The organism is Clostridium pabulibutyricum (genome assembly GCF_058242705.1).
The window spans coordinates 438148-463888 of record NZ_JBZAYZ010000001.1 but is presented as its reverse complement, the minus strand read 5'-3'; the positions used below and the strand labels follow the sequence as shown (position 1 = coordinate 463888).

At 32.9% G+C, this 25741-nt stretch carries 16 protein-coding genes; all 16 read right to left on the bottom strand.

Annotated features, from left to right (window positions below; translation table 11 throughout):
• Positions 1-2 precede the first annotated feature (2 nt).
• On the bottom strand, positions 3-950 hold the full coding sequence (locus AC4CVH_RS02350) for a type II secretion system F family protein (protein ID WP_490786107.1): 948 nt from the start codon (positions 948-950) through the stop codon (positions 3-5).
• Positions 943-2265, bottom strand: a complete 1323-nt coding sequence (locus AC4CVH_RS02345; protein ID WP_490786106.1) for an ATPase, T2SS/T4P/T4SS family — start codon at positions 2263-2265, stop codon at positions 943-945. The genes AC4CVH_RS02350 and AC4CVH_RS02345 overlap by 8 nt, the downstream gene beginning before the upstream one ends.
• A gap of 4 nt (positions 2266-2269) precedes the next feature.
• Positions 2270-3688, bottom strand: coding sequence for a P-loop NTPase family protein (locus tag AC4CVH_RS02340; protein WP_490786105.1), 1419 nt, complete (start codon positions 3686-3688; stop codon positions 2270-2272).
• Positions 3689-3883: 195 nt separating this feature from the next.
• Positions 3884-5863 carry a PcfJ domain-containing protein gene (locus AC4CVH_RS02335; protein WP_490786104.1) on the bottom strand — a complete coding sequence of 660 codons (1980 nt, stop codon included), beginning with the start codon at positions 5861-5863 and terminating at the stop codon, positions 3884-3886.
• Positions 5856-6377, bottom strand: a complete 522-nt coding sequence (locus tag AC4CVH_RS02330; RefSeq protein ID WP_490786103.1) for a hypothetical protein — start codon at positions 6375-6377, stop codon at positions 5856-5858. Before AC4CVH_RS02330 ends, AC4CVH_RS02335 begins: the two co-directional genes overlap by 8 nt.
• A gap of 170 nt (positions 6378-6547) precedes the next feature.
• Positions 6548-9919, bottom strand: coding sequence for a cell wall-binding repeat-containing protein (locus AC4CVH_RS02325; RefSeq protein ID WP_490786102.1), 3372 nt, complete (start codon positions 9917-9919; stop codon positions 6548-6550).
• Between the two features lie 72 nt (positions 9920-9991).
• The gene (locus tag AC4CVH_RS02320) at positions 9992-11125 is read right to left on the bottom strand and encodes a DUF3854 domain-containing protein (RefSeq protein WP_490786101.1); all 1134 of its coding nucleotides are present in this window, start codon (positions 11123-11125) and stop codon (positions 9992-9994) included.
• Positions 11126-11195: 70 nt separating this feature from the next.
• Entirely contained in the window at positions 11196-11363 is a 168-nt protein-coding gene (locus tag AC4CVH_RS02315; RefSeq protein ID WP_490786100.1) for a hypothetical protein, read from the bottom strand.
• Positions 11364-11376: 13 nt separating this feature from the next.
• Positions 11377-11832 carry a single-stranded DNA-binding protein gene (locus tag AC4CVH_RS02310; RefSeq protein WP_490786099.1) on the bottom strand — a complete coding sequence of 152 codons (456 nt, stop codon included), beginning with the start codon at positions 11830-11832 and terminating at the stop codon, positions 11377-11379.
• 29 nt (positions 11833-11861) lie between these two features.
• Entirely contained in the window at positions 11862-12251 is a 390-nt protein-coding gene (locus tag AC4CVH_RS02305) for a hypothetical protein (protein ID WP_490786098.1), read from the bottom strand.
• A 215-nt stretch (positions 12252-12466) separates the two neighbouring features.
• Positions 12467-14452: an LPD1 domain-containing protein gene (locus AC4CVH_RS02300; RefSeq protein ID WP_490786097.1), complete on the bottom strand. Its 1986-nt coding sequence runs from the start codon at positions 14450-14452 to the stop codon at positions 12467-12469.
• A 166-nt stretch (positions 14453-14618) separates the two neighbouring features.
• Positions 14619-15314: a hypothetical protein gene (locus AC4CVH_RS02295; protein ID WP_490786096.1), complete on the bottom strand. Its 696-nt coding sequence runs from the start codon at positions 15312-15314 to the stop codon at positions 14619-14621.
• Positions 15315-15425: 111 nt separating this feature from the next.
• Entirely contained in the window at positions 15426-19892 is a 4467-nt protein-coding gene (locus AC4CVH_RS02290; protein WP_490786095.1) for an OmpL47-type beta-barrel domain-containing protein, read from the bottom strand.
• A gap of 185 nt (positions 19893-20077) precedes the next feature.
• Positions 20078-20761 carry a hypothetical protein gene (locus AC4CVH_RS02285; protein ID WP_490786094.1) on the bottom strand — a complete coding sequence of 228 codons (684 nt, stop codon included), beginning with the start codon at positions 20759-20761 and terminating at the stop codon, positions 20078-20080.
• 14 nt (positions 20762-20775) lie between these two features.
• Positions 20776-23238 carry an NlpC/P60 family protein gene (locus AC4CVH_RS02280; RefSeq protein ID WP_490786093.1) on the bottom strand — a complete coding sequence of 821 codons (2463 nt, stop codon included), beginning with the start codon at positions 23236-23238 and terminating at the stop codon, positions 20776-20778.
• A gap of 4 nt (positions 23239-23242) precedes the next feature.
• A complete protein-coding gene (locus tag AC4CVH_RS02275; protein WP_490786092.1) occupies positions 23243-25678 on the bottom strand; it encodes a hypothetical protein in 2436 nt (811 codons plus the stop codon).
• Positions 25679-25741: the final 63 nt, after the last annotated feature.

Below are 25741 nucleotides of genomic sequence, written 5' to 3'. Positions count from 1 at the left end.
ATTTAATATTCAATTCTTGCAAGTTTCTCAATTATCATCACTCCAGCTGTGCATGCAAAGCATATCATTGTCATAATAATATTTCCTATACTTGATGACTGCAGAGATGAGAGAAGATCCGGATTCATATAAGAGAGCATTATCCATATGAGTATGGATAGAACTATAATCATAACCACTCCCTTTACCCCTCTTTTAATTTCTTTTTGCCTTTCTGTCTGTTCTTTTGCAAACCTCATAATTAATTCAGCTGATTTTTTAAGAACAAGCAGATACTGATTAGAATACTTGGAGCATATTTGTAAATTCTTAATAAGAATAGAATATTGTGTACTGTCAATTTTGTCCTTTATGTTCTCAAGAGCAGTATATGGAGGTATACCATGTTTAACTTCATATGTATAATTCTCACATACACTTTTTATTGGTTCTTTCATATAAGAACCAGACTCCTCTATTGCATAAGATATATCATTTTTTATCATGCAGAAATTTTTTAATAGATTTATAAAATCTACTAACTTTCTTGTTATCTTATTGGAATTAACAAATACTAAAATATTTAAGAAAACTGCGGGTATTTTATATCCAATTACGGCAATTAAAATTGAAGATGGAAATATTTTTAGAATATTTTGCGAAACCATGAAGAAGCTAATTGATATGAGGCATGAAATGAATATGACAAACCCAGGTGTAATAAATTTATATCTGCCATTTACAGTTGACTGCTGTATTAACAGTGCTAGATTTTCAATATATTTTGAGTGTTTCTTTTTTGATACATATTGTATATTCTTTTTTAAGTTTTTAACATCAACTTTATTTAACCCCTGTTCTATTTTCTTTTTAAAGTTGGCATCTCTTAAATATGAAATAGATATATATACTATATTGTATATGAGTATAAGTGCTACAATTTCAAGCACCGCTACCCAAAGCTTAAACAATGGCATCATCTCCTTTAAACTTTCCAGATGCAACGGCTTTATCTACCTTTTTTAATATTTTCTCACAACTTTCACCAACTTTAACAAACTCATGTTTGTAACCATCTGCTGTTTTTTCAATCTTTAATTTAAATATAGGATTGAATATAGGCTTCTTTTTAATATCATCCCACCCTGATACTTCTGTTATCTCAAAACATTTATAATCTTCCATATAAATTATTAGATCTATCTGGGTAAGCATTTCCATTAAATCTTCCCTTGGAAGATCGGTATTGGAATATTTCATCAGATGTACTATTTTATTTAGACACTCCTCAGATGACGGTGAATGAACACTTGTCCAACCTATATGTCCTGTGTAAACAGCGTTAAAAAACTCCATAGCCTCTTGATCTTTTATCTCACCTATTACCATTCTGTCAAGGCTCATCAAGAGAGCATTAATAGTCAGGTCTTTCAGGGTATAGGCCTTATCATTCTCACCAAGCTTTTTCTTTACTTTTTGAGTGTATGTAGCTTTGTGTGATGTAAAGAGTTCCTGCGACTCCTGCATTATAAGCTGCACTTCATCTTCTGGCACATAATCAAGACAGGTATTCATAAGTGTAGTCTTACCGCTCCCACCCCTTCCTGTCCATACTATATTAAGTCCAGATTTAACTGCCATAATAAGGTACCTGACTATATCCTCATCAAGCATCACGTCTTTAATTAAGTCTTTGAATGTTTTCTTTTTTTTAGGCAGTCTTCGTATCTCGACTTGAGATCCACCGCAGGCTATCGGTGCTATAACAAGGTCCATCCTGAGTATTGCATTTTTTTGTGTTTTAGCATCAGAGAGTATTTGACTTGCATTTACTTCCGAGAGGCTTCCTTCATTTTTTATTGCAAGCCCATAGCAGAAATTTAAAAGTGACATATCTGTTGGAAATCTTACATCAGTAGGTTCAAGAATTCCATTTCTTTTTATAAAAATGCAATCTCTACTGAATATATAGATATCTGACACACTGTCATCATTTATGAATTTCTGGACACGACCATAGCCCCAAATATCTGAATTTATAGAAGTCTGAAGTTCCTCAAGGGTATTCGACGATGGTACTTCTATTTTATTGTCTTTTATATATCTCACTATTTCATCGTTTATAAGTTTTATTGATTTACCATTCATTTCAATATCATTTATCAGAAGCGAACAATTCTTTACCAGGTAATTTACTATGTTATCCTCAAGTTCAGTTAAATTTTGCTTCACAGTATCTTTGGAGTTTAAATAACTAAGGTTGCTTAAATTAACTGTTGCAGTCACTATATCACTTCCTTCCTATTAATCTATTAAGCAAAGATTTATAACCTTTATGTGAATTTTCAGTATCACCAGGCTCCTTATTCATTAAATCTTCTTGTGATTCCTGAGGTTTTTCATTATGTTGAATTAAAATTGAGCCTGAAAGTCCCATAAATTTAGTTATACTGTCATAAGCTTCTCTATCAGCTTTAGGCATAAGTGTGAGCGGCTTTTTATTATTAACTACCCTATTGTAGCTTTTATTAAAAGGCAACTCCGCAACTATATTATATCCGTCAAAGATTTTTTCCATAGTTCCAAAATCAAGTGCACCTGGCCAGTCAAATATAACTATCCCAAACTTATCTCTGCTAACACCTATTCTCTCAAATGTTTTAATTGAACTAAAAGTGTTACGTGCTGATAGATAATTCGATTCAACTACCGCAACTATTTTATCACTGGACATAACAGATGCTATGGTTCCAACATTAGACTTAAACGGATTAACTGCTATAAGTATCACATCATACAACTTCTTTGCTGCTTCTATGATTTTTTGGTAATGTACCATATCCATATTATCAATAAGTCTGTCCTGATATATTCCTGTTAGTACATCTATGTTCTTATTTTTACAGGACAATATGAATTTCTGTAAAAGTGATGGAGAAAACGTCCCGTTTTCTATAGAGGAATAGCATGCAGACAGTCCAGTATCTATGGCCGCCATATTGTATGAATCTTTTACACTTATCTCTTTTGGTACATCCAGCAGATGGTCCATGCAAGGAACTGCATCTGCATCTATAATTAGAATTTTTCTGCCGGTTTTTTTGCAGAAACGTACAGCCGAATTTACAAGAATTTGGCTTGAGAGAATATTATTGTTAGCTCCATAGAATGTTATAACATTCTGTTTGTAGAACCTTGTCTCTATAATTTTCTTCTCAACTACCTTAATTTTTTCTACTTCTCTTATCCTCTCCTTTTGTTTCTGCTGGGCTGTATCATTTATATCAGGTACATCAAATCCCAAATCGTCCTTTTTCTCACTCCCCTTATGTTTGAAATTCAAATACACAGAACTTACATCTGTAAAGCTATTAGGATTTGAAATGCAATTTACAACATCATCTGATGATACTGGATCAAATAAAAAATCATAAACAGCAAGGTCAAAACAATAAAGTATTCCATCCACGTCCTCCTTATCCGTGATATAGATAATTCTCATACCACGTTTTTTAAGAGAAAAAAGCAGTTCTTTTATTGATGTATCTCCTTGAAGTCTTTTAGATATTATCACTGTATCTGAAAAAAACTTTTCATCCATAAGGAACTCCCTGTAACATATGGCTTTAACTTGGCCTATGTTTTGATTCTCAATTTTTGATTTTAATTCCTGATTAAATGCTTCAATCCCCGTTGCTAATACAATCACATTCTCAACTCCTTTCTTATTAATATATCTACAGTATAATCTGATTTTAAAAACAAAAATCTGCTTTATTCTTGGGTTAAAGTATGGCTCAGAATTGGATTTTTATTGGATTTTTTTAATTGAATTATGAAGGCAAAAAAATAGACAGGCTGCAAGCCCGCAGTCTATCTATTTTAAGGTACAAAACACATAACTTTATACACATAGTGAATCACGTTTTTTATTTATTTTTTCATTTTTGAATTTGTCAAGAAATTCTTCAATTTCATTGCTTGGAGAACTATTATTTTTTCCCCTGCATTGAATTATTTTATTATCTTTTACTTCCAGTGTGTAGAATGGCTTGTCTATATAACCATTTTTTCTTATGAAAAGTATTGTTGTTTTATTTTTGGCGACTCGTTCAACATAAGAACCTACGCAATGATGAAGAGTATGTCCTTCATTCGTTATGTCATCATAATTTTTGGGGACAATAATATTAAGATTTTTATAAGAATATCCATAAACGTCCAACGTTTCAGCATACCTCGAGCTTATAGCTTCATCATATATTTTCTGATGATTTAGAGATACCAATTTCCACAATTCATCATGCTTTTCCTTAAGATTTTTAGGAAATAAAATAAATTCATCTTTAATATTATACTTGAGCAGAATACAGTTACTTATATAGTCTGCCCAGTCAAGCAAACAATCATTTACAGCATAGTTCCTTTCATATTCACTCTTGGTAAGTTTAACTTTTTCAAATTCGCTCTGCTCCTTTATATATTTTAATATCTTATTCACAGTAGTACATTTAGATATTGAAACAAATTTATCTAGACTTTTAATATATTTACTTACAAAAAGTAGCTGTTCATCATCTAAATATATTCTGTTCTTTTCCGATACTCTAAGTACACGAAGCATACGAAGGTTTCCGTTTAATCTTTTTATGGTATTTACTCCAGTTTTACTTACCTGAAGTATTTCTGGAATACTTTTTCCTTTAACACATAAATCATCATTATAGTAATCGTATAAAAGATTACATGTTAAATTAAATAATTTTGATTTTATAAAATATTCAATGAAAGGATATTTCATGTACAACGTTATATGCCTCCATACAGGAAATGTATGACAGTTTTGTGCGAACTCTTTTATCTGACAATATTGCAGTTTAGTCTTATTAAGGACAAAATAAATGTTTTTTGTATACAACACAGTATCATTAAATTCAAATCTATATCTAGAATCACACCATCTCAGAACATTTGAATTTTTAAAATATCCCCATTCAAATGATTTAATTTCATAGTCTTTCTTATTGAGGTATATGAAATCTCTGGATAGCTCCTGTATAGTTAGCTCTGGTTGTCTATAATGACTTCTATAACTTTTATGAACATTAAAATATCTAATGACAAGAGAATTGCCAGCTTTCTGAATTAATGCAGTCTGTATATTATCCTCTATAGCAGTACATTTTTTTTTAGGTTTATATATTATATGGCTGTGGCAGTTAGGACAAACTCCTTTTTCTCCACTTTTGGGACTTGTAACTTCAACATTGTGTTTGCAATGAGTACAGTACCCTTTCATTATTTTTCTCCCTTTCTCATATTTATAGTAGATATATCTGCTATGAATCAGGGCACTTTCATCCACCCATTCTGTGAAGTCGCAAGGAAGATCAGATATACTTTCCATTATTCTATCTATTCTGTCTGTTATTTTCTTATGTTTTGCCTGTAAATTCTTTCTTAATATACTTTCTTGGAATTCTTCAATTTTAAGAAGTGGATTTCCATTCCCCTTAGGATTGAAATATTTTGAAATTATTTCATAAGCCTCATTGGTATATATGGCACAGTTTTTGTACCATGAGTAACAATAATAACCAATTATATTACTTAATGCAGCTGTTCGCCATTTAGCAGGGTTGCAGGTCAAATCTTGAGAAATATATTTTCCTTTTTTCAATGAAATAAATACTCTATAAGATATTTTTGCCATGTCATTAATTATATCCTTTGATGAATAGAATGATATAATAAGTATATTCTCACCTTTGATTTTTATATCTTCTGCATCTACTACGTATAGAACTTGATCAATCAAATATTTTATATTTCTTATATTAATTTCATGTTTGACAGGTACCTGCGAGAGATATGATTTATTCATTTGACTCACCTCCCAAATTAAACAATGATATTTGGAGCGGTCCTATATTGCCAGTTTTCCTACGTATAATAGTTTTCTTATTTGTGCTGTCCTGTTTTTCGGAATTAGTTTCACTATTGTTAACATACGACAGCAGTGTCGGTTCTTCAGTTTTTCCTTTTTTATTACTTGCCTTGATAGTTATAGCTTTCTTTGCTTCTTCAGGTTTCATCTCATAATATTCCCATATTAATTTCTGAAACTCGTCCACGGATATATCCCCGCTCATTCCATACTTTTTTCTAATGCTGTTCATAACATGCATGACAGCACCTTTCAAAGTTTTTCCATACTTCATGATTAAGCTGCATAAATTTTCATCTCTTGTAAGCACTTTTAGATGATAAATCGTTGCTTCGGTAAAAATAATGAAACCTGACATATTATATATTCTCCTAGGTTCCATAGTAAAAATTTCTTTCTTGAATTTTTCAAGTTCTGAGTCTATTTTCCTTAATGCTTCACCTTGATTCATAATATATTCCCACCTTTAACTTTATTTTTATTAGCCGTATGGCCAAGATTAAATATTACTCAATTGAGCATAACTAAAAATTATCTTCTATACTTAATATGTGGTATTTGAACATAAAAAAATAAGAGTGGTCATAAAAAACCACTCCTATTTTTATTCTTACTTGAAAATTAATTTTTATATGAATAATCTGTGCTGTTACATGCTGGATATTCACTTGTGTCCCACGTATGGTCTTTTGAAAGCTGAGAATCTGTTATATTGAAATAATCATGAGTTGGATTATTTCTTCCATCTTTGTAAGACGGATCATCGAACGTGGCATCAAATTGATAAGTTTGTCCTCCTATAGTAACAATATTCCACGCATGAGCTTCTGTATTAACACCATTTGTAGCAGTGCCAGATACCATAATGCTCTTAATTCCTACTGCTTTTAGAAGTCTGTACATTGCATCAGCATATCCCTGGCATACTGCCTTTTCATTTATTAAAGCCCCATATGCAGTATAATCGTCATCTCTACCATCTGGAATATCACCAGCTATGACAGTAGGATCGTATTCACAATTATTCACTAGGTAATCATGAAGAGCAAGTTCCTTATCATAATCAGTCATATCTGCAGTTATTACTGATTCTATAATTTGACTTACTTTATTCTGTGATACCTCTCTTTTTTGAAGTAAAACTTCCGTAGTATCACCAAACTCAAAATTTAATTTAAATTCATATTTGTTGTCAGATATTTTAGTTGCAGTATTATTATTTGTTCCAAGATATTCTGCAGCTAGATCAGGACGATTTATTTCAAGCTCATTTATCGTAGTAACAGGATTGTACTTGCTCATATCTTCTGAATCTGTATAAATATCCAACATAGTATCACAATTTTCAAATGCATTTTCAAGTGCATTATAAAATCCCTCATGTGTTGTTATAACTTGATCTTCAGAATCCTTATCATCTATAGCTTTTTGAACTACCTGTAATCTAGTTAATAAGTCTGTCTTATCTTTACCATCTACAAGTGCATTTACCAATGTCTTAGCTGAATCAACATCTACCTGTAACTTACTGTTTTCTGCTTTTACAACTGTATTTGTTGCATCCTGTAGTTCTTTCTGATAAGTAGCATTTTCAGCATCCTGGGCATCCTTATCATCTATAGCTTTTTGAATAACCTGTAATCTAGTTAACAAGTCATTCTTATCCGTACTATCGGGTAATGCATTTACTAAAGTCTTAGCTGAATCTACGTCTGTTTGAAGCTTACTGGACTCAGCCTTTTCTACAGCTGATATTGCATCACTCAAATCCTGTTGCTCTTCAGCATCATCTATTGCCCGCTGAACTACATCAAGTCTTAAACCTAAACTTGCTTTATCGCTGTTATTGAGCTTATCTACTAAGTTTTTTGCCGAATCAACATCTACCTGTAACTTACTGTTTTCTGCTTTTACAACTGCATTCGTTGCATCCTGTAGTTCTTTCTGATAAGCAGCATTTTCAGCATCCTGGGCATCCTTATCATCTATAGCTTTTTGAACTACCTGTAATCTAGTTACCAAATCATTCTTATCCGTACTATCAGGTAATGCATCTACTAAAGTCTTAGCTGAATCTACGTCTGTTTGAAGCTTACTGGACTCAGCCTTTTCTACAGCCGATGTGGCATCACTCAAAGCCTGTTGTTCCTTCTGTTGCTCTTTTGCATCATCTATTTCCTGTTGAACTACATCAAGTCTTGAGTTCAAGCTTGATTTATCGCTGTCATTGAGCTTATCTACTAAGTTTTTTGCCGAATCTATATTTGCCTGTAACTTACTGTTCTCTGCTTTTGCAACTGCATTTGTTGCATCCTGTAGTTCTTTCTGGTAAGCAGCATTTTCAGCATCTTGGGCAGTTTTATCATCTATAGCTTTTTGTACTACTGCCAGTCTATTTAATAAATTTGTTTTATCTGTACCGTCTACAAGTGCTTTTACTAAAGTTTTAGCTGAATCTACATCACTTTGAGTCTTACTACTTTCAGCTTTCTCAACTGCTGATGTGGCATTGTCTAAAGCTTGCTGTGAATTACTAGATGAATCATCCGAAGATGAACCATCATTATTATCATTTTGAGTATTTATATATTCTTGAACAACTTGTAGTCTATTTAATAAGTCTGTCTTATCTTTACTATCTACAAGTGCATTTACCAATATCTTAGCACAATCAACATCTGCCTGTACTTTGCTGGACTCAGCCTTTTCTACAGCAGTTGTTGCATCGCTCAAAACTTGTTGCTCTTTTGCCTCATCTATTTCCTGCTGAACTTTCTGTAGTCTAGTTAATAAACTAGTTTTATCTGTGCTATCTTCTAAAGCATCCACCAAAGCTTTTGCTGAATCTACATCACTTTGTAATTTGCTAGACTCTGATTTTTCTACAGCAGTTGTTGCTACAGCTATAGCTTGCTGTGAAGTGCTAGATGAAGAACTACCAGAAGATGAACTGTGACTTGATGAACTATCATGGTCGTTATCACTTGATTTTGATGAAGAAGGACTTATGCTGTTAACTATTGAGTTTGGAAGAATTCCGGTACCTCCCACAACATTTATAGATGTGGAGTACTTATCTGCATTACTATTGATATAAAAAATGGCATTAATTGTGCCTGTTTCTCCTTCTGTTCCTGTAAAAACAAGCGGTGCAGAATATTTACCTGACAGAGCTGTGGCAACAAGTGCATCTGCATAACTGTTACCGGCTATGTCAGCAACATACATCTTATTATTCTTTAAATTATCCTTATAATAATCTAATATCTTCAAGTTTGTCTCAAATCTATCTTTTCCACCATCAAGCCTATTAGAAGCATTTAATTTATTATAGATTTTAGAATTTACCATGTTTTCAGTTCCTATAACCATGACATCCGAATTATTTTTTGAAACAAATTCAGCAGTACCTTCCATATCATTTTCATTATTATCGGCCAATAATAATATTTCATTCTTGGCCGAAGCTATAGGAGCAGTGGAAAGTGCATCTGAAAATCCCTGTCCACCAACTACAAGCACTTTATTTGCCTTAACTCCAAGTTCAACAAGTTTGTCTGCTACTGCAAGATTTGTGCTGTACCTGTTTTCTCCGCTCAGTCTTGTTACGTTATAATCCGAAAGCAAATTCTGAACCGACTGCGAAACAACTCCAGTTCCACCTATTATATAAATATTCTCTGGTTTCAACTTTTCAAGAGCATTTTGTGTATTGGAATCGAGCGACTCAGATTCTGTAAATAGTATCGGTGCATTTAGCGTTTTGGCAAGTACCGATGCACTTACTGCATCTGCATAGCTTTCTCCTGACACTATGATTGCATTTTTACAACTCGAGCTTGTCCAATTTGTGCTTGCAACATTGGCAGCAGTTTCGTATCTGTTTTCTCCGCTTATCCTTGTAGTTCCAGCAGCCTTAACCTGATATGACATAGTCGCGATTGTAACCAGTGTTACAAGTCCAGCACTTGCAAATATATTTTTAATATTCATTAAATCTCCACCTTTTAAATAAAAATTCGGCATAAAATAACATTTTTTATGGATAAATTATACTTATATATATTAATTTACTATATAATTAATATTCGTACCATTTTTAGAACACTTGATATGGTTTAAGTAATCGTCAATTCCTTTAAACTTAGGATTCCATTCAGAAATCTTCACATCATTAAATCCGCTTTTTTTCAAGTAGATGTATAAATTATGCTGATGTTCCATAACTTTTTCATTTGAGTACTTGTCCATATCATAAGCTAAAAATATAGTTTTAGATTTCATTTCATTTAATACATCTGCACAACCTTTGTATGTTCCAACTCCAGGAACAGCCAAAGACGTAACATCTGATAATATGCTGGCAATAGTAGCTTTTAAAGGTCCTTCGGTTATAAATACTTTTTCAGAGGAATGTTTTTTGTTCCACTTGACGTGAAAAAATCCTGTTGACTGACATCCACCTTCCATATATCCTGATGAGAACCATGGATATTTTTTCTTTACATTAATTCCATTTTTCCTAATCTGGCATCCCTGTATTCTTCCGTATATATCTCTAACCGGAACAAGAAATCCTCCTTCTTTTGGTGTCCAAAAAGTATACTTATTGTACTTATCTAAATAAAATCCAGGTACACCTTTCAAATCAAGCCCTAATTCCTGCAACTTAATACATATTTTTCCCTTTAAAACCCTGCTACTTGGAAGAGTAACATAACCATTTTCTTTTATCTGTTCAAGAGACAGTCCTCTATTCAATAGATTCTTTCTATGTTCAAAACTTATAGATAACAGTGATATAAGCTTTTTATATGTTTTATCTTTACTTGTTATATCAGCCATAGGAACAATACTTTTCTCATAGAATTTCTCTACTTTTTTCATCTTATTTTCAACATCACTTATTGCCTTAACTCCCAATATCTCCTTAAAGGCCTCTTTATTCGAGCAGTTATGGAGCTCTGCATATAATTTAATGTGTGAACCGGATGATCCACATTTTACACATCTATATACGTTTTTATAATTTGTATTTGTCATATCCACTGGAGTCAGATAAAAATGGCCTCGTTTTGCTCCGCAGAATGGACATGTAGCTGTATATCTGTAACCTTCCCGTTCTACATCATTAATACCACATAAGCTAGCAACATTTAGAATATTTAATCTCATATCATTTTCATAATCTATATCCATTTTTAACAACACCTTTCGTTATATTTGGTAAACAAAAAGCTGCCATATTAAAATGACAGCTTTTTATTTGCTATATAAACATTCCAAGTTTTTTCTTTATACTTACAAGTTCTCTTGATACAATATTTAATTCATTTCTGTTTATTTTTAGACCTTTTTTTCCAATATCCCGTAATTCAGTTAGATCCTCCATTTCTTCAATCATTTTTTCCCTTATGTTCTTTTCCTTAGTTTTCATTTTTAATCCCCCTTTAAAATGGTATATCGTCACCAACATCAACAAAATCATCATTGAATCTATTACTCTGATTTTGCTGAGATTGATTGAATTGATTTGACTTATTATAATTATTAGCTTTGTTGTTTGAAGCTTTAGAATTGCTACTATTCCATTCTAAAAATTGAATTTCCTCCGCAATTACCTCAGTCGTATATCTCCTAGTACCGTCTTTAGCTTCATAGCTTCCAGTTTGAATTCTACCGCTCACAGCTATAAGATTACCTTTAACTGTGTATTTAGATAGATTTTCTGCTTGATTATTCCATACAACTACTGGAATAAAATCCGCTTCTTTTTTTCCATCCTTTGCTTTAGAGAATCTTCTATCCACAGCCAATGTAACTCTTACTACAGCAGTACCATTGCCAGGTGTAAATCTAAGCTCAGGATCTTTCGTTAGCCTGCCAATCAAAACTACTCTATTCATAATACATTCCACCTTTTCTATTTTTTTATTTACACAACAGCACTTATATCAATTGGTTCTTGTACATTTTGGGACTTCGGCTCTTCCTTATCTTTCTTCAATGTGGTCTTATTTTTAAAATTTTTTCTAGTTGCAACTTTTAAGAAAGTATAATATGCTGCTTTCTTATCCTGAAATTTGTCTGTAAGTATTTCAGGCATTACTTCCTTTATAAAATATTTAAGATCTGAAATTTGCTTTTTTAACTTTTCTTCATCTTCTAATTTTTTTTGTAAATCAAGGACTTGTTCTTTTATTTTGCTTTCTAATTTTTCATATAGATCAATCTGTTCTTTAAGAGCTTTATTTTCTTCTCTAAGTCTTTGATTATTTCCGTTAAATATATTTCTTATACATGCAAATACGTTTTTGCTATTCATATAAATCTCTCCCTTACTTGTTTATTATGTAGATAAATGCTATCAACCCACCTTTTATAAAAATAAAAAGAGAACCTCAATAAAATGTATTGAAAGTTCTCCATATTAACCTTATGGTCAAAACTAAATATTACTCAATTGAGCATAAACTAAAATGTCTTCTATAACTTAATATGTGGTATTTGTATTCAAAATTTATGGTTTTTTATATTTTTTCAGAATAAGCTCAGTTGTTTTCCAACAAAAATGCCTTGAACTCCATAAGATTCAATGACTTTTTTATTTTCATAAGATTTTTCTATACCTACAGATTGGACCAAAGTATCTGTGCCAAATGATTTAACATTTAGATATTTTTTGAGCAACACAAAAAAATTTTCAAAATTCTTATTTATGTTTTTTCTTTCTTGACTTTCCGGATAAGGTTTAATATCTGAAAAATATACTGAATTAGAAGTGCTGTGCACAAGGTATTGACTTACAAATTGTTCCTGAGTCATGGCATCTTCAACATATGCTTCAAATGCTCTTGCGAGCATTTCTACTATAGAACTGTAATATGGCTTTTTTCTAGCATTGTCTAACTTCTCCGATTCTTTTAAGAAATTAGATGATTCTTTTCTTCTTAGCACATTCGCTTCATCTATATTTTTAAGTTCTTTTTTTAATATAGATATCTGATATATAATGAGGTCTATATTTTTCCTGTATGCCTTACGTGGTATTCTTCCCTTAACTTTTTTATATAGAGAATATATAGGCTCTGCAGATGAATTATTCTCTAAGATATCATCTAAGAAACCATTAAATTCCTTAATCTCATCTTTTGATGCAGCACGTAATATTCTTTTCCCATGATATTGATCCTGCTGGCAAGAAAAAATTTCCATTACATATTCCATAATACTTTCTAAACTTTTCTTTTTCTTTTCAATAATTTCAATAATTTCTTTATTTTCCTTTGTAGTTTGCTCTTTAGCTTTCTCTTCTGATGCATAAGTGAATTTTATAGAATCGACTAACACATTAAAAGAATCAACCAATTCATTTGGTACAGTATTATTCTTAAAAATAATACTAGAACTTGCGAAAGGATGTTCCATATTACTGCCAAGCATATTGCCAAAAAAAGCATCCATGCTATGGCCCCACTCATGAGCCAAACTCCCGGCTCCTTTTACTTTTGTTATGTTTATGACATTTCTACAAGGTTCATAATGTGCCACAGCTTTTCCACTACCCCTTGAACCAAATGCTATTCCAAGACTTGATCCATCTTTCCGCTTTAATGCTAAAAAAGAAGGCTCTACATTTAATATATATGCCAGATCCATTAAGGCATCAAAACAATAATTAAGATGCATTTGTCTCTCACTGTCAGAAGCATAATTTCCAAATTCTCCACCTCTAAATTTGAATGTCTTATAAATATCGGATGTGGAAACTTGAAAGTTTCTTTGATATTTTCCTTTTCTTTTAATATTTTCAAGTTCTGGTTTCTTCAAGTGAAACGCACAAACACTTTTACTTTGAGATATTGTCTTGATATATTCCTGTGCTTCTTCATCACTTGTAAATGGAGTTTCACATATACGTGAATAGCAATATCCGCTTGCTGCACTCCTACACACAAAAAATTTGCCTGGTTCAAGTTCTCTGACTTCTAATTTTTTTCTGTTGGAAAAAGAATCTGGAAAACCAATTCTGTTAATTTCTTTTTGGAAATGTTTTAATTTTAGCGGTATAGCTTGTACATTTTTTACAAATTTATTAGTTATATTTGAATTTCGATATACTTTCACAGTCCAGCCTTTATTGCTATAATAACCATTTGCAATAAATATCCTCTGGAATAAATCTTTGAGTTCTTCTTCAGATTTAAGTTCCATAGCAATATCCCTGACAAGGGATATAAATTCAACAAATTTTTTTCTATTCAACAAATTCTTTTCTGTGTCTGATGTTGCTTTGACTTTTGCCGGAAGTGAATCTCTGATCTTCTTTATACAAAACACAAGAAGTTTTGATTTATATTCGCACAGTTTCTTATAATCTGGCTTTTTCCATACCTGTTCCTTTGTACAATACTTGAATGCTTCTCCATCAGATAAGGTATCAAGATCATCTATATAAAAATTTCTTTCCTTCCATAAATCTTTCTTTGCCCCTCCTATTTTTTCTCCAAAATCATTAATTTTCATAATACATTCCACCTTTCATAAATTTATTAGTCTTATGTCCAAAACTAAATATCACCCGATTAGGTATAAACTAAAATTATCTTCTATACTTAATATGTGGTATTTGAACATAAAAAATAAGAGCGGTCATAAAAAACCACTCTTTATTAAAACTAATCTCCATCTATCAATCTACTGTTTTTAAATATACCTTTTTTGCTTTGAACTCTACTTCAAAATTAACGGATGTAATTTCATTTAATTTAAGATTACTGAAAAAATTGAGCATTTGAGAGAAGCTTCTCTGAATAAGCATACGCTCTACTATGAAAGTGAGCTTATCCGAAAAAGTGAATTTATGTGCGGTGTGATGCCCAGCTTTCCTTACGACCATATCAACGGAATCTTTATCATAGATAAAAATTCCGTCGTTCATTTTTATTAACTTTCTTTGAAAGAGTGCATATACAGCACCATGAGTTCTGAATTTATACATCTTGCCTTCTTTCACTTTATATTTTTTAGGATTGAGTGCCACTTCTGATAGACCGTCAACAAATTCATCCACTAGTTTGTTTAAAAGATATATACTATTCCACGATTTTCTTTTACCTATTAATTTTCTAATATTTATATCAAAATTCATATTTATTGAATGTGTTATTTTTCCGATGCATAACACATTATTTATCTTAGTATATAATTTAAGCGAAATATATGCAGTTAAAAATACAATTATAATATACAGAGACATACTCAATTTATTCAATATCAGAAATAACAGTATAACAAATATCCCATATTTTTCAGTAAATATGTAAAATATATTTATAAACTTAGTTATGGCAAAAACAATACACAAAAATATTTTATTATTCTCCATTTTCACTTTTCCTCCCAAATTTGATTTGTTTCCATTCTAGCAAAACGAGGTTGGTCAAAAATAAAATCCAGGGCAGAATTATTTATTCTGTCCTGGATTTTATTTTTTAAACTATTTGCAGAACCTTGCAATTATATTAAGTTGGTTGGTTAATTGGGTTTTCTGTGAGCTGTCCGGCAATTTATCCACAAGTGATCTTGCTGTATTTAGATCATCAAGTGATTTTGTCCTCGATACCTTCATTACAGCGGCATTTGCTGATGTTACATCTTTGGCAGTCTGTGCCTGCAGTTCCTGCTTGATTGTTCTAAGTTCATTATTATATTTAGTCTTATCTATACTTGAAGGCAAATCATCTATGGCTTTTTGGGCATCATCTATATTACCCTTATCTAACGTTTTGCCAGCTTTGTCCAGTGCATTTTCCACTTTCTTTATGGCATTTTGAATTATCTGTTCATTCTTAAGCTTATTCTCTATTTCATTAAGTCTATTGCTGAAAGATGTCTTTGTATTGCTCACACTATCAGGCAATGCATCTACTCTACTCTGTAAAGCTGATACTTTTTCCTTGTAGCTATCTATATCCATATTGATGTTGTAAGCTATATGATTATTCACATCTTTCTCCAATGAAGTTATATCCTTATCTATAGCAGATATAGTATTATTTAATACTATATCATCAAGTCTATTTCCCAAATCAGTTTTGTCCTTTCCCGAAGATAGCTTGTCTACAAGAGCTCTTGCAGAATCAACATCACTCTGTTTTAAACTTTTCTCTGCTTTTACAACGGCTGCTTCCGCAGCTTCAAGAGCTTTGTCAGCCACTTTATTATCTATTTTATTCTGTATGTCACCTATCTGTGCCCCAAGGTTGTCTTTATCTTTTCCATCAGGAAGACCATCAACTATTTTCTTAGCTTTATCAAGATCGTCCTGGTCTAATGTTTGCCAAGCTTTATCTACAGCATCCTGAGCATTTTTCATATCTTGATTATCCACTGTAACGTTGACAGTTGCTTCATTACTGATATTACCTGCATTATCTACAGTCTTGGCTTTTACAATATGACTCCCAAAGTCTAAAATAAATGCTATTGTATACCTCTGATATGCTCCTCCATCTATACTGTAATCTGTATCTTTCACTCCGCTTTCTGAATCTGTACCTGCTGTTATAGTTATAGTTCCGTTATTGTTTGAAATAATTGGTGCTGTTGGTGCTGTTGTATCTATATTAGACACGGTAACTTCTTTTGTTGTAACATTTCCTGCCTTGTCTGTTGCCTTAAATATATAGGTACCATTCTTCGTAACCTTGTATGTCCCACTTCCAGCTGTAACGGTTGAACTATCCGGCATTGTTATACTTGCGATACCGCTACCTCCTGTCTCATCTGACGCTGTTACACTTAACGTTACGGATTTATTTGTCCAGTTTGTTTGATTTTCTGTTACGTCTATACTTGGTGATGTTGTGTCAGATGCTCCGATCGTTATATTTTGTGAGATCTCTCTACTGACATTTCCTGCATTATCTATCGTCTTAGCTTTTACAGTATGACTGCCTGTATCTAAGGTGAATGGTACAGTATACCTCTGATATGCTCCTCCATCTATACTGTAATCTGTCTCTTTCACTCCGCTTTCCGAATCTGCACCTGCCGTTATTGTTACAGTTCCGTTATTGTTTGAAATAATTGGTGCTGTTGGTGTTGCTGTATCTATATATACAGTAATTTCTTTTGTTGTAACATTTCCTGCCTTATCTGTTGCCTTAAATGTATAGGTACCATTCTTCGTAACCTTGTATGTCCCACTTCCACTTGTAACAGTTGAGCCATCAGGCATTGTTATACTTGCTATACCGCTACCTCCTGTCTCGTCTGACGCTGTTACACTTAACGTTACGGATTTATTTGTCCATTCTGTTGGATTTCCCGTTATATCTATACTTGGTGACGTTGTATCTGATGGATTTGTTCCATTTGATATTTCACCTTTTTCATCCGTACCACCAGGGAGCTTATTTATTATTCCTGGATCTTTCGAATTCTTATAGTCGTCCAATACATCCTGTGGATTCGTATATACTGGATTTTCTCCATGGGCTTCCGTGACTGCGTCTGAACTAAAATGAACTAGAGTATTCTTAGTCCATGAACCTGGATTAGTATAAACAGTACCATCTTTAGTAACAAGTGCCCGTGCAGCATTATCTGAACCATTTGATAAAAATGCAGACACATCAGATATCTTTACCCCATGGTTTTCAAGGCTGTCTCCCTGTACTTTATCACCAACACCATAAGTTGTACCATCATTGAGTATAAGGTACATGTTGGTTGAGTCGAGCTGTGACATATATTTAACATCATTTCCACTTACATCAAGATCATTAGTTAATTTTCCTGATGTGTCTGCAAGCTGAAAATTTCCATTCTTTAAAAGCAATGCATTGTTCTGTGCAAGCTTTGCAAAAGTCGCTAGTGTATTAGTATTTTTAAATGTACGATCCTGGAATGTATATAGAAATCCATCAGACATTTCGAAAACCCTATTTGACCATATAGTCTTTAACGTTACACCATCAGGCATTGATACAACACCCTTATCGTCTCTAAGTGTACCATCTTTCATAACAAAAATATCTTTATTTACATTGGTAGCAGGCATAATATAGGATACATCATTCATGTTGAGACCGAAATCCTGCTGCTTTCCGTTTGAATCCAGGTAAACCAAAGAGCCATCAGATTTTTCTATAAGCATATACTGAGATACTCCTTTTTTATACTTATATGCAAACATCTTTGAAACATCATTTTTCTTTAGAGTAAATGTTTTTAGGCTACCATCTGTATCTATATACTTTGAAGAACTTCCAAAATATAACACGGGATGCTGTACTGCAGACGTACCGCTACCAAACACAAGCGTATCAGCTCCTATAATCCCACTGCCATCTATAGGAAGAGTAGCCGGTTCTGTTGTTGTAAGGTTTTCATAATACTGTACCATACCGTAATTATCTATAAGTATCATAGAGCCATTTGAAAGGAAATATTTATTCTTTATCTGACTATCATCTTTTATTACACCGCCGTTACTCAATGTAGCCGTTCCATCTGTGTTATTCAATACGAACTGCATAAGATCATTATTGTCATATAAAGATTTCGAGTAATATCCAGTGAACCATGAACCATACTTTGACTGATCATCTGCATTGTACATTTTATCTATTGTGTACCGAGTCTTATTATAAACCAATGAAGTTACATTTTCAGGATCACGATAATAACGTAAAAAATATAAAATATTATTTTTATCAATAAGAAGTTTTGGTAAAGAATCATTTGGATCAAAGCATCCATCTTTTATATCAGATATGTTAACATTACCTCCTGATGGATATTTAATATCTTTTAAAGTATGATCATCAGAAAGATATACCAAAGTTCCATCTCTTTTTACCATATAATTAAAACAAAATTGATCTATTGTATCAACTCCAGCCAATTTTTTTAATGAATAGTTCTTAATCGTATTATTATTGCCACAGGTATATACAGAACCATCATAAGTTAAAAATACGGTTTCTGAGCAACCATAATCAAAAAAAGACGCTGCAATATCTTTAATATTACTTATGTTAATTTTAGTTGGATATGTTACTCTAGTATCATTTCCAGTTCCAAGTTCACCTGCTGAATTCTCTCCATAGACATACACACTTTTAGCATCATCATTCATTAAAAAAAATACTGGATTAGACCTCCCATTATCTCCATCTGATGAATCTACAGTTATTATTTTATTTATTTGCGCATTAGTAAAAAATAGATATGGTTCATCATGTTGGCAACCGGTAATATAAACCTTTCCTGTATTTGTTAAATAAAAAACATTAGCACCACTTGGTATAACATCTTTTATATCAGATAGATCTATTTGAGTAGGTATTTTAGTAATGTTACGAATATTCCCAATGCCAAGCAATCCTGGATCATTACCACCATCTACATTGTTCCCACAAACAAAGACAGTATTATCACTTTTGATAAAATAAACATTTTTATAACATCCAATAACTATTTTTCTAACATTGCTTATATTAACTTTAACTGGATCCATAAGCCTGTCTTTTATATCTCCTAGTCCAAGTTGTCCTGTATCATTTTCTCCATATGCATATACTTCTCCGCTATTAGTCAAAAAAAAGACAGATCTAGTATAGTACTTAGCATAGATTGGTATTATATCTTTTACATTATTAACACTTAACTTATTGCTATTAGATATACAATTTTTATATACAGTACCGTCATTTTTTAAAATAAAAGTAGTCCCATATAAATCAATATCAATAATTTTTTTTATATTGTTCTGACTAACCTCATCAGCAAAAGCTTTTATAACAGAATTTGATATATTAATTCCATTTTCATCCGCCAATACAATGCTAGATATACTTCCAGATACAAACGATAATCCAAGTGCAATACTTAGAGTACCTGCAGCAATTTTTCTCCGAGTTTTAACACTCAAAAAGTTTAATTTTTTTAAATTCATTTAAATACCTCCATCTCTTTTAATTAAATCATAAACTAAAAAACGACTGCAAAATCTGCCTTATTCTTGGATTATTCTTGATGTTAAAGTTGGGCTCAAAATTGGATTTTTTCAGAAAAAATTCTCACCAGAAATCATACAACCTTTTTACCCCCCCATTTCAGCGGGAATAATCAACTATTTTTCTAAACTATCCATTTAACATTCATTGATATATCATTTGCGTAACTCAAAGTTATTTTCTGATTAAGATTAATAGAAGTACCTGAACTTGAAATCTTAATATCAAATAATATTTTTCCATCTGATGATTTTGAAAAAGTATTGTCTGTAGTTACCTGAACAGACGACCCAATTTTTAAATATTTTTCTTTTAATTTTTCCAGACTAGCAGCACTTTCTATTCCATACAGCTTCTTAAGCGTATCCTTATTTTCCACAAAATAAGAAGCCAAATTCTTAGTATTTTCTATCACGCTTAGGTTCTTCAGTCCCGCTTTCACTTTATCCTCGGAATCTATATATTGGTCAGTATTCAGTACACCACCGCTAAACATGAAATACAGTGAGAAGTCTGAGTTTGAAGTTTCAGCACCTGATACTTCTGAAGTATCAGGTGCCTTAGAACCCTTGCTTGGAGTGCTAAGCTTGTCCATATTTGATATACGTTTGTTGTATCTGTCAGCATATTCTTTGTTTTCATCAAATCTTTTCTTCTCAGAAATACTATAACCCTGTTTTAGATAATCATATTTATCAGAGGAATCAAAATGCCCGGATGCAGATTTATAAAATAGAGCAGTACTTATAAATAATATGCATACAGCGGTAGTGCTTATAAGAAGTATCCTTTTCTTTGTTGAATCCATATAAATTTCCTCCTCTAGTGTTTTAATGCATCTGAATAACTCAATTTACTCTTAGAAACTCTAAGTTTTATGCTAACTCTTCCGAATTGGTTGGCTATTCCACCACCGCTCGCCGTATTGTAATATGAACCGCTTCCAAAATAAATATCTATGTGAGTATTTGTTATAGCACCACCTCTATCTACTACAACATAAGCACCGTTAGCATCCACCTTCTGACCATTTGACATCTTCCAGTATCTTTTGTTCTCAGGTACTTTTACAATTACAAGAGTACCAAAAGGTATACTCTTATCAGCTGCAATTAAATGATTGGACAAATTTTTGTTTGACAGGTTCATGCCATTCCAAGCAGCCAGTGTTCCACCATTTTGTCCAATATTATCTCCAGTGTAAGCCGTTGCCACACCGCTTTTATATACAATGTTAGGATTGTTGAATACGTAGTAATCTGATGTTTCGGGAGCTATTATACTGGACATATCCCATGTACGGCTGTTCTGATTATTCTTATTAAGCGGATCGTGTACAGTAACTTTATTGCCACTGTCTATATCCGTGAGTACAATATAGTGATTACCCTGTGTGAAAGTAGAACCAGGGCTCCCATACGAAATACCGCTGCTTCCATGTACATTTGCAATTACAGGATAACCAGCCTTTAATTCTGATATAACGCTGCTATATTGTGCTTTGCTATAATGCTTTATGGTAAGTCCAAAAGATGAAGCAGCTTTCTGAAAAACATCATTGGCATCTGTGTCTTTCACTACACCTGAAGATTTGAGATAACTTGCCGCCTCATCAGGTTCCAGTATTCCGTCTTTATTTTTATCATAAGAACCGAGCTTTCCTTCAAGACCACTTACAACCATAGCAAGGGATGTAGGAGCTGAACCAAGCTTGTCCATTGTGGAACCTGCATATGAATTACTTCCCCATCTTTTATCCCATTGATAAAAAATAGGTATCATTCCAGCCGAAGATCCTGTACTTGAGCCTCCTAAATCTGCAAGAAGTGAATCAAGAGTTAAGTCACTTAACTTACCATTTATCCAGTCACCATTTTGTTCTTTCTTATCAAAGTCAAATCCAGATTCTATAATGAAGTAAATGGCATCATCCACATCCTTCTCGTTCGGAAAATCAGTTTCTATTATCTTTCTAAGTTTTGCAAACAGCTTTCCATTTAATTTATATCCACTGTATACAGGCTTAGTTACCGTATGTGTTCCGTCAGAATCCGTATAAGTAAAAGTTTGCTGTGTGTACTGGAGGTCTATTTCTCCCCATATACTGCTGATGTGGGTTACTACAGCTATTGAACCTTTTTCCTTCTTTGTAGTAGTTATTTTTTTACCTGTATCAATTCCAATGATAGTCACCTCTTTTTCAGATGTAATGACATCTGTGGTAGTCTCTGTAGATATGGTAAATTCAGGTTTAAGTTCATCAGCCACTTTATGTGAATTTTTTTCTATCTTCTTTTTTATAAATTCCTGAGAAATTTTCGATTTTTCTTCAGTTGGATTATTAGAATCATTTTTATCTTGGCTTTTTTTATCTTTTTCATTTCCATCAAAGAAATCTTCTGGTTTTACACCAAGAGACATCTCCATATACTTCATGTATCCAAAAACATTTCCTGGACTAAGATAAAATTTTCTTATTAGATTGTATGCATCAGTATAATCTGTACCGCTATCTGATACAGAATCATTTACTGTATCCGCACTGCTATCACTTGAATCTGATGAATTGCCACTATTGTTATCAGATACATTCGCTATTCTCCTCGCACCTGTGTAATCATTTCTGCCACTTAGCAAAGATACCTTAACAACATCTCCTGTTTTTGGTGCTTGAATATATTTGCCATCACCTATATACATCCCCACGTGTCCCGGAGGATTTCCTTCAAAGAACAGTAAATCTCCTGCTTTTAATTTTGATTTACTAACTGAAGTCCCAACTTTAAATTGTTCTTGAGAAGTTCTTGGTAAGTTTATACCAAAATGAGCATAAGCATACATTACAAGACCTGAACAGTCAAAACCTGACGGACTTGAGCCTCCCCATACATAAGGAACTCCAAGAAATTTAAGTGCATAATTTACAACATTACTTGTACTTTTAAAATCAGAAGGTATGGTTACAGATGAACTACTTCCACCGCTTTCCGAATAGCTATCTCCGTATTTTATATAGTCAGGTATACCAACATTTATCTTGTCATCAAGGTACTGTTCCAAATCTTTTACAATATCCTGGTTGTTTTTATCTGAAAGAGAAGAATTTATAGTGTTGTTTCCCATATCTCCAATATCAGCGGCAAATGCACCAAAAATTATAAAAGCAACGAGGGTAATGGCTATTACCCCCAGCACAATTGGATTTCTAGTTACAAATTTTTTAGCAAAAGATTTTGCTTTATTTTTGACCATTCTTTTTAAAAATCCATCTTTATTGCTATTCAAAATCTCACCACCTAAACCCATCAACATTGGTATATGGATCGGTATGTGCAATTACAGCACTTTTTTGTTTAAGTGAAAGATTATTCATAGGACTTGCACTATCCATAATTTGAGAAGCTCTTCCCATATCACCACGTGAAATTGCTGATTTAAAGTTATTTATATTCCTTGAAACAGTATTTTCTGCCTCATTAGTTCTATCATGTGCTGCTTGAGTTGAAGATTTGCCTATATCCCCACCAAACAGTTGTGAAAGTGCATCTTGTTTACTCAGCTTATCCACTCCACCTGCAAGAGACTGCATATCTTTTACAGTTGCATTTATAGCTTTGCCGGCTATGACTCTATTTGCCATAGTTTCATTTCTGAAATTGCCTGCTCTTGAAATTTCTCCAAGTATTTTTGCACCTGCGGGACGGTTAGCAGCATACTTTTTAAGATTATCGTTGAGCATTGAAGAATACAGTCTGTGTCTTGAACTTGCAGCCCTTAAATTATCCATATTTACATTTCCTTTTGAATCCGTTATAGGAGGGACTGTATTTACACCATTAAATCCGTTAGTATCTACTGTAGAATTACCAAATGGAATATCATTTTTGTAACCTTCTGTATCAGAATCCGCATTTGCTGAAAAACCCTCGCTTTCTCCACTGCTACCAATATTGCTGCCAGTGCCAACTCCACTTGTATCTCCACCTTCACTCATAAATGGATCGCTGAATGCATCTGTACTTTCAAATTCAAAATCAGGACTTCCATCCTCTTTTGCAGTATTTCCTGCTGCCTGTGGATTTCCTGTTATACTTTCTTCTTTAACTTTATTTGCATTCTTAGTGTCCATGTTACCGTTAGAATTAGAAGCTGTTTCCGAATTAGTATCACCTATATTATTTTTCCCGTTGTCAGACATCTTTGAAGCAACATTTCTATCAAGCGGATTTACAGTTCCAGAAACACCTTCAGTATTTTTCCTTCCTGTACCTCCAAATACAGCGGCCTCCATAGGTGAACTTCTGAAACCTCTCATTCCTTCCGAAATCTTCGATGCACTGCTGCCTCTGAATGTTCTTGATATTGCTCCTATGGCTCCAGAAGCTGCAGCTGATACAGGACCAAAGGACTTTCCTGCAATAGCCATTTCATCTACACCTGCAAGTTTTGTGAAGAGACCTTGAAGAGAATTTCTAAACACTTCGGCAATTTTAACGAGTGAGAATATCCATATTATAGAGTAGAACCAATTTTTCCATGATGAACCTGACAAACTTATAATCATTATACTGAATGTAAATGCATAGAAAAACTGCATTACTGCATTTGTTATCATCTCTCCAAACCATATCTGTATAGCCTGTGTCTTATTATCTATCCCCCAGAAAAGAGCTGCAAGTGGTGTAAAAGCATACATCGCAGTAAGGACAATTTTTCTAACGAGAAATAACATATTTATTTGGAAGTACTTCCACGCAAACAGGCATTTAACTATCGCACTCGTAAGTACCGAACCAGTCTGTATACTGTCAACCATAGATATATTAGTGACGTAGTTATCCTTTCCAAAAGATGCATTGAACATTGCAACTACAGCATCTGTCATATAGCTTGCAAACAGGAACAATCCCCTTAAAAGAATTGGTCCGACTGCTATAAGCGCAAGTGAGAAAAGCCATCTGCATATATCTTCCTGAAACTCTGATCTCTGAGCAGGTTTATTTGCAGACATAATAAGTGAAATTGCAGACTTTCCTACCATAATAAGTACAATAGGGGCACATATAGATGTGACTCTTAAATACATATAATTTAAATTCGACCACTCTGTATCTGTAAATGGTGGAACTGAAATCGTCCCTGTAATCCCAAAAACATTCGCTTTTGAATTGAATATAAGTTTATCTAGCGGCAGGAACCCGAAGTATGTACTGAAAAGATTAAATACACATTTTTCTATCGAAGTGAATATATTTGCAAATGCCTTCGTGATAAAGTTGCCATCATCATCCGTTATATTCGCTGTAGGAGAATTTATAACAGAAGATGATCCATTTGTAAGTACAGATCCTATATGATTTGCGACACCTACAAGGAACCCTGAAATAAGTATGCATGAACCTAAAAGCCCGCATCCAAGTATTATCTTGCCAAGTGCAGTCATTGTTTCCTCACGTTTACTGTCACTGTTCTTTGTAAGTATCATTCTTATTGCAACAAGTCCCATGGCAAAAGCTATAATGCTCCCGCCGAACATATACAGGTAGTAAGTAACAGTTTTCTGTGCCTTACTTGTATCTGTTGCAGTTAAATTAAAAGAAGCTTTTTCTGTATTAGTTGTTGTATTTGCAGCTAGTTCAATTTTTGTAGGTGAAAATCTTTGAATTTCTTCTGCTTTTACATTTGAGCATGGAACCGTAAAAAAAAATAAAAATATAAACAACATACTTACAAATATCTTTATAATACTTATATTTTTAGACCTACTAAGAGTATTAATAGTATTACC

Bases quoted from the DNA above. Each gene is read 5' to 3' on its own strand.
- AC4CVH_RS02275 (WP_490786092.1), bottom strand. From the start codon at position 25,678: ATGTTGTTTATATTTTTATTTTTTTTTACGGTTCCATGCTCAAATGTA.
- AC4CVH_RS02335 (WP_490786104.1), bottom strand. From the start codon at position 5,863: ATGAATAAATCATATCTCTCGCAGGTACCTGTCAAACATGAAATTAAT.
- AC4CVH_RS02315 (WP_490786100.1), bottom strand. From the start codon at position 11,363: ATGAAAACTAAGGAAAAGAACATAAGGGAAAAAATGATTGAAGAAATG.
- AC4CVH_RS02325 (WP_490786102.1), bottom strand. From the start codon at position 9,919: ATGAATATTAAAAATATATTTGCAAGTGCTGGACTTGTAACACTGGTT.
- AC4CVH_RS02295 (WP_490786096.1), bottom strand. From the start codon at position 15,314: ATGGAGAATAATAAAATATTTTTGTGTATTGTTTTTGCCATAACTAAG.
- AC4CVH_RS02310 (WP_490786099.1), bottom strand. From the start codon at position 11,832: ATGAATAGAGTAGTTTTGATTGGCAGGCTAACGAAAGATCCTGAGCTT.
- AC4CVH_RS02330 (WP_490786103.1), bottom strand. From the start codon at position 6,377: ATGAATCAAGGTGAAGCATTAAGGAAAATAGACTCAGAACTTGAAAAA.
- AC4CVH_RS02300 (WP_490786097.1), bottom strand. From the start codon at position 14,452: ATGAAAATTAATGATTTTGGAGAAAAAATAGGAGGGGCAAAGAAAGAT.
- AC4CVH_RS02285 (WP_490786094.1), bottom strand. From the start codon at position 20,761: ATGGATTCAACAAAGAAAAGGATACTTCTTATAAGCACTACCGCTGTA.
- AC4CVH_RS02290 (WP_490786095.1), bottom strand. From the start codon at position 19,892: ATGAATTTAAAAAAATTAAACTTTTTGAGTGTTAAAACTCGGAGAAAA.
- AC4CVH_RS02305 (WP_490786098.1), bottom strand. From the start codon at position 12,251: ATGAATAGCAAAAACGTATTTGCATGTATAAGAAATATATTTAACGGA.
- AC4CVH_RS02320 (WP_490786101.1), bottom strand. From the start codon at position 11,125: ATGGATATAGATTATGAAAATGATATGAGATTAAATATTCTAAATGTT.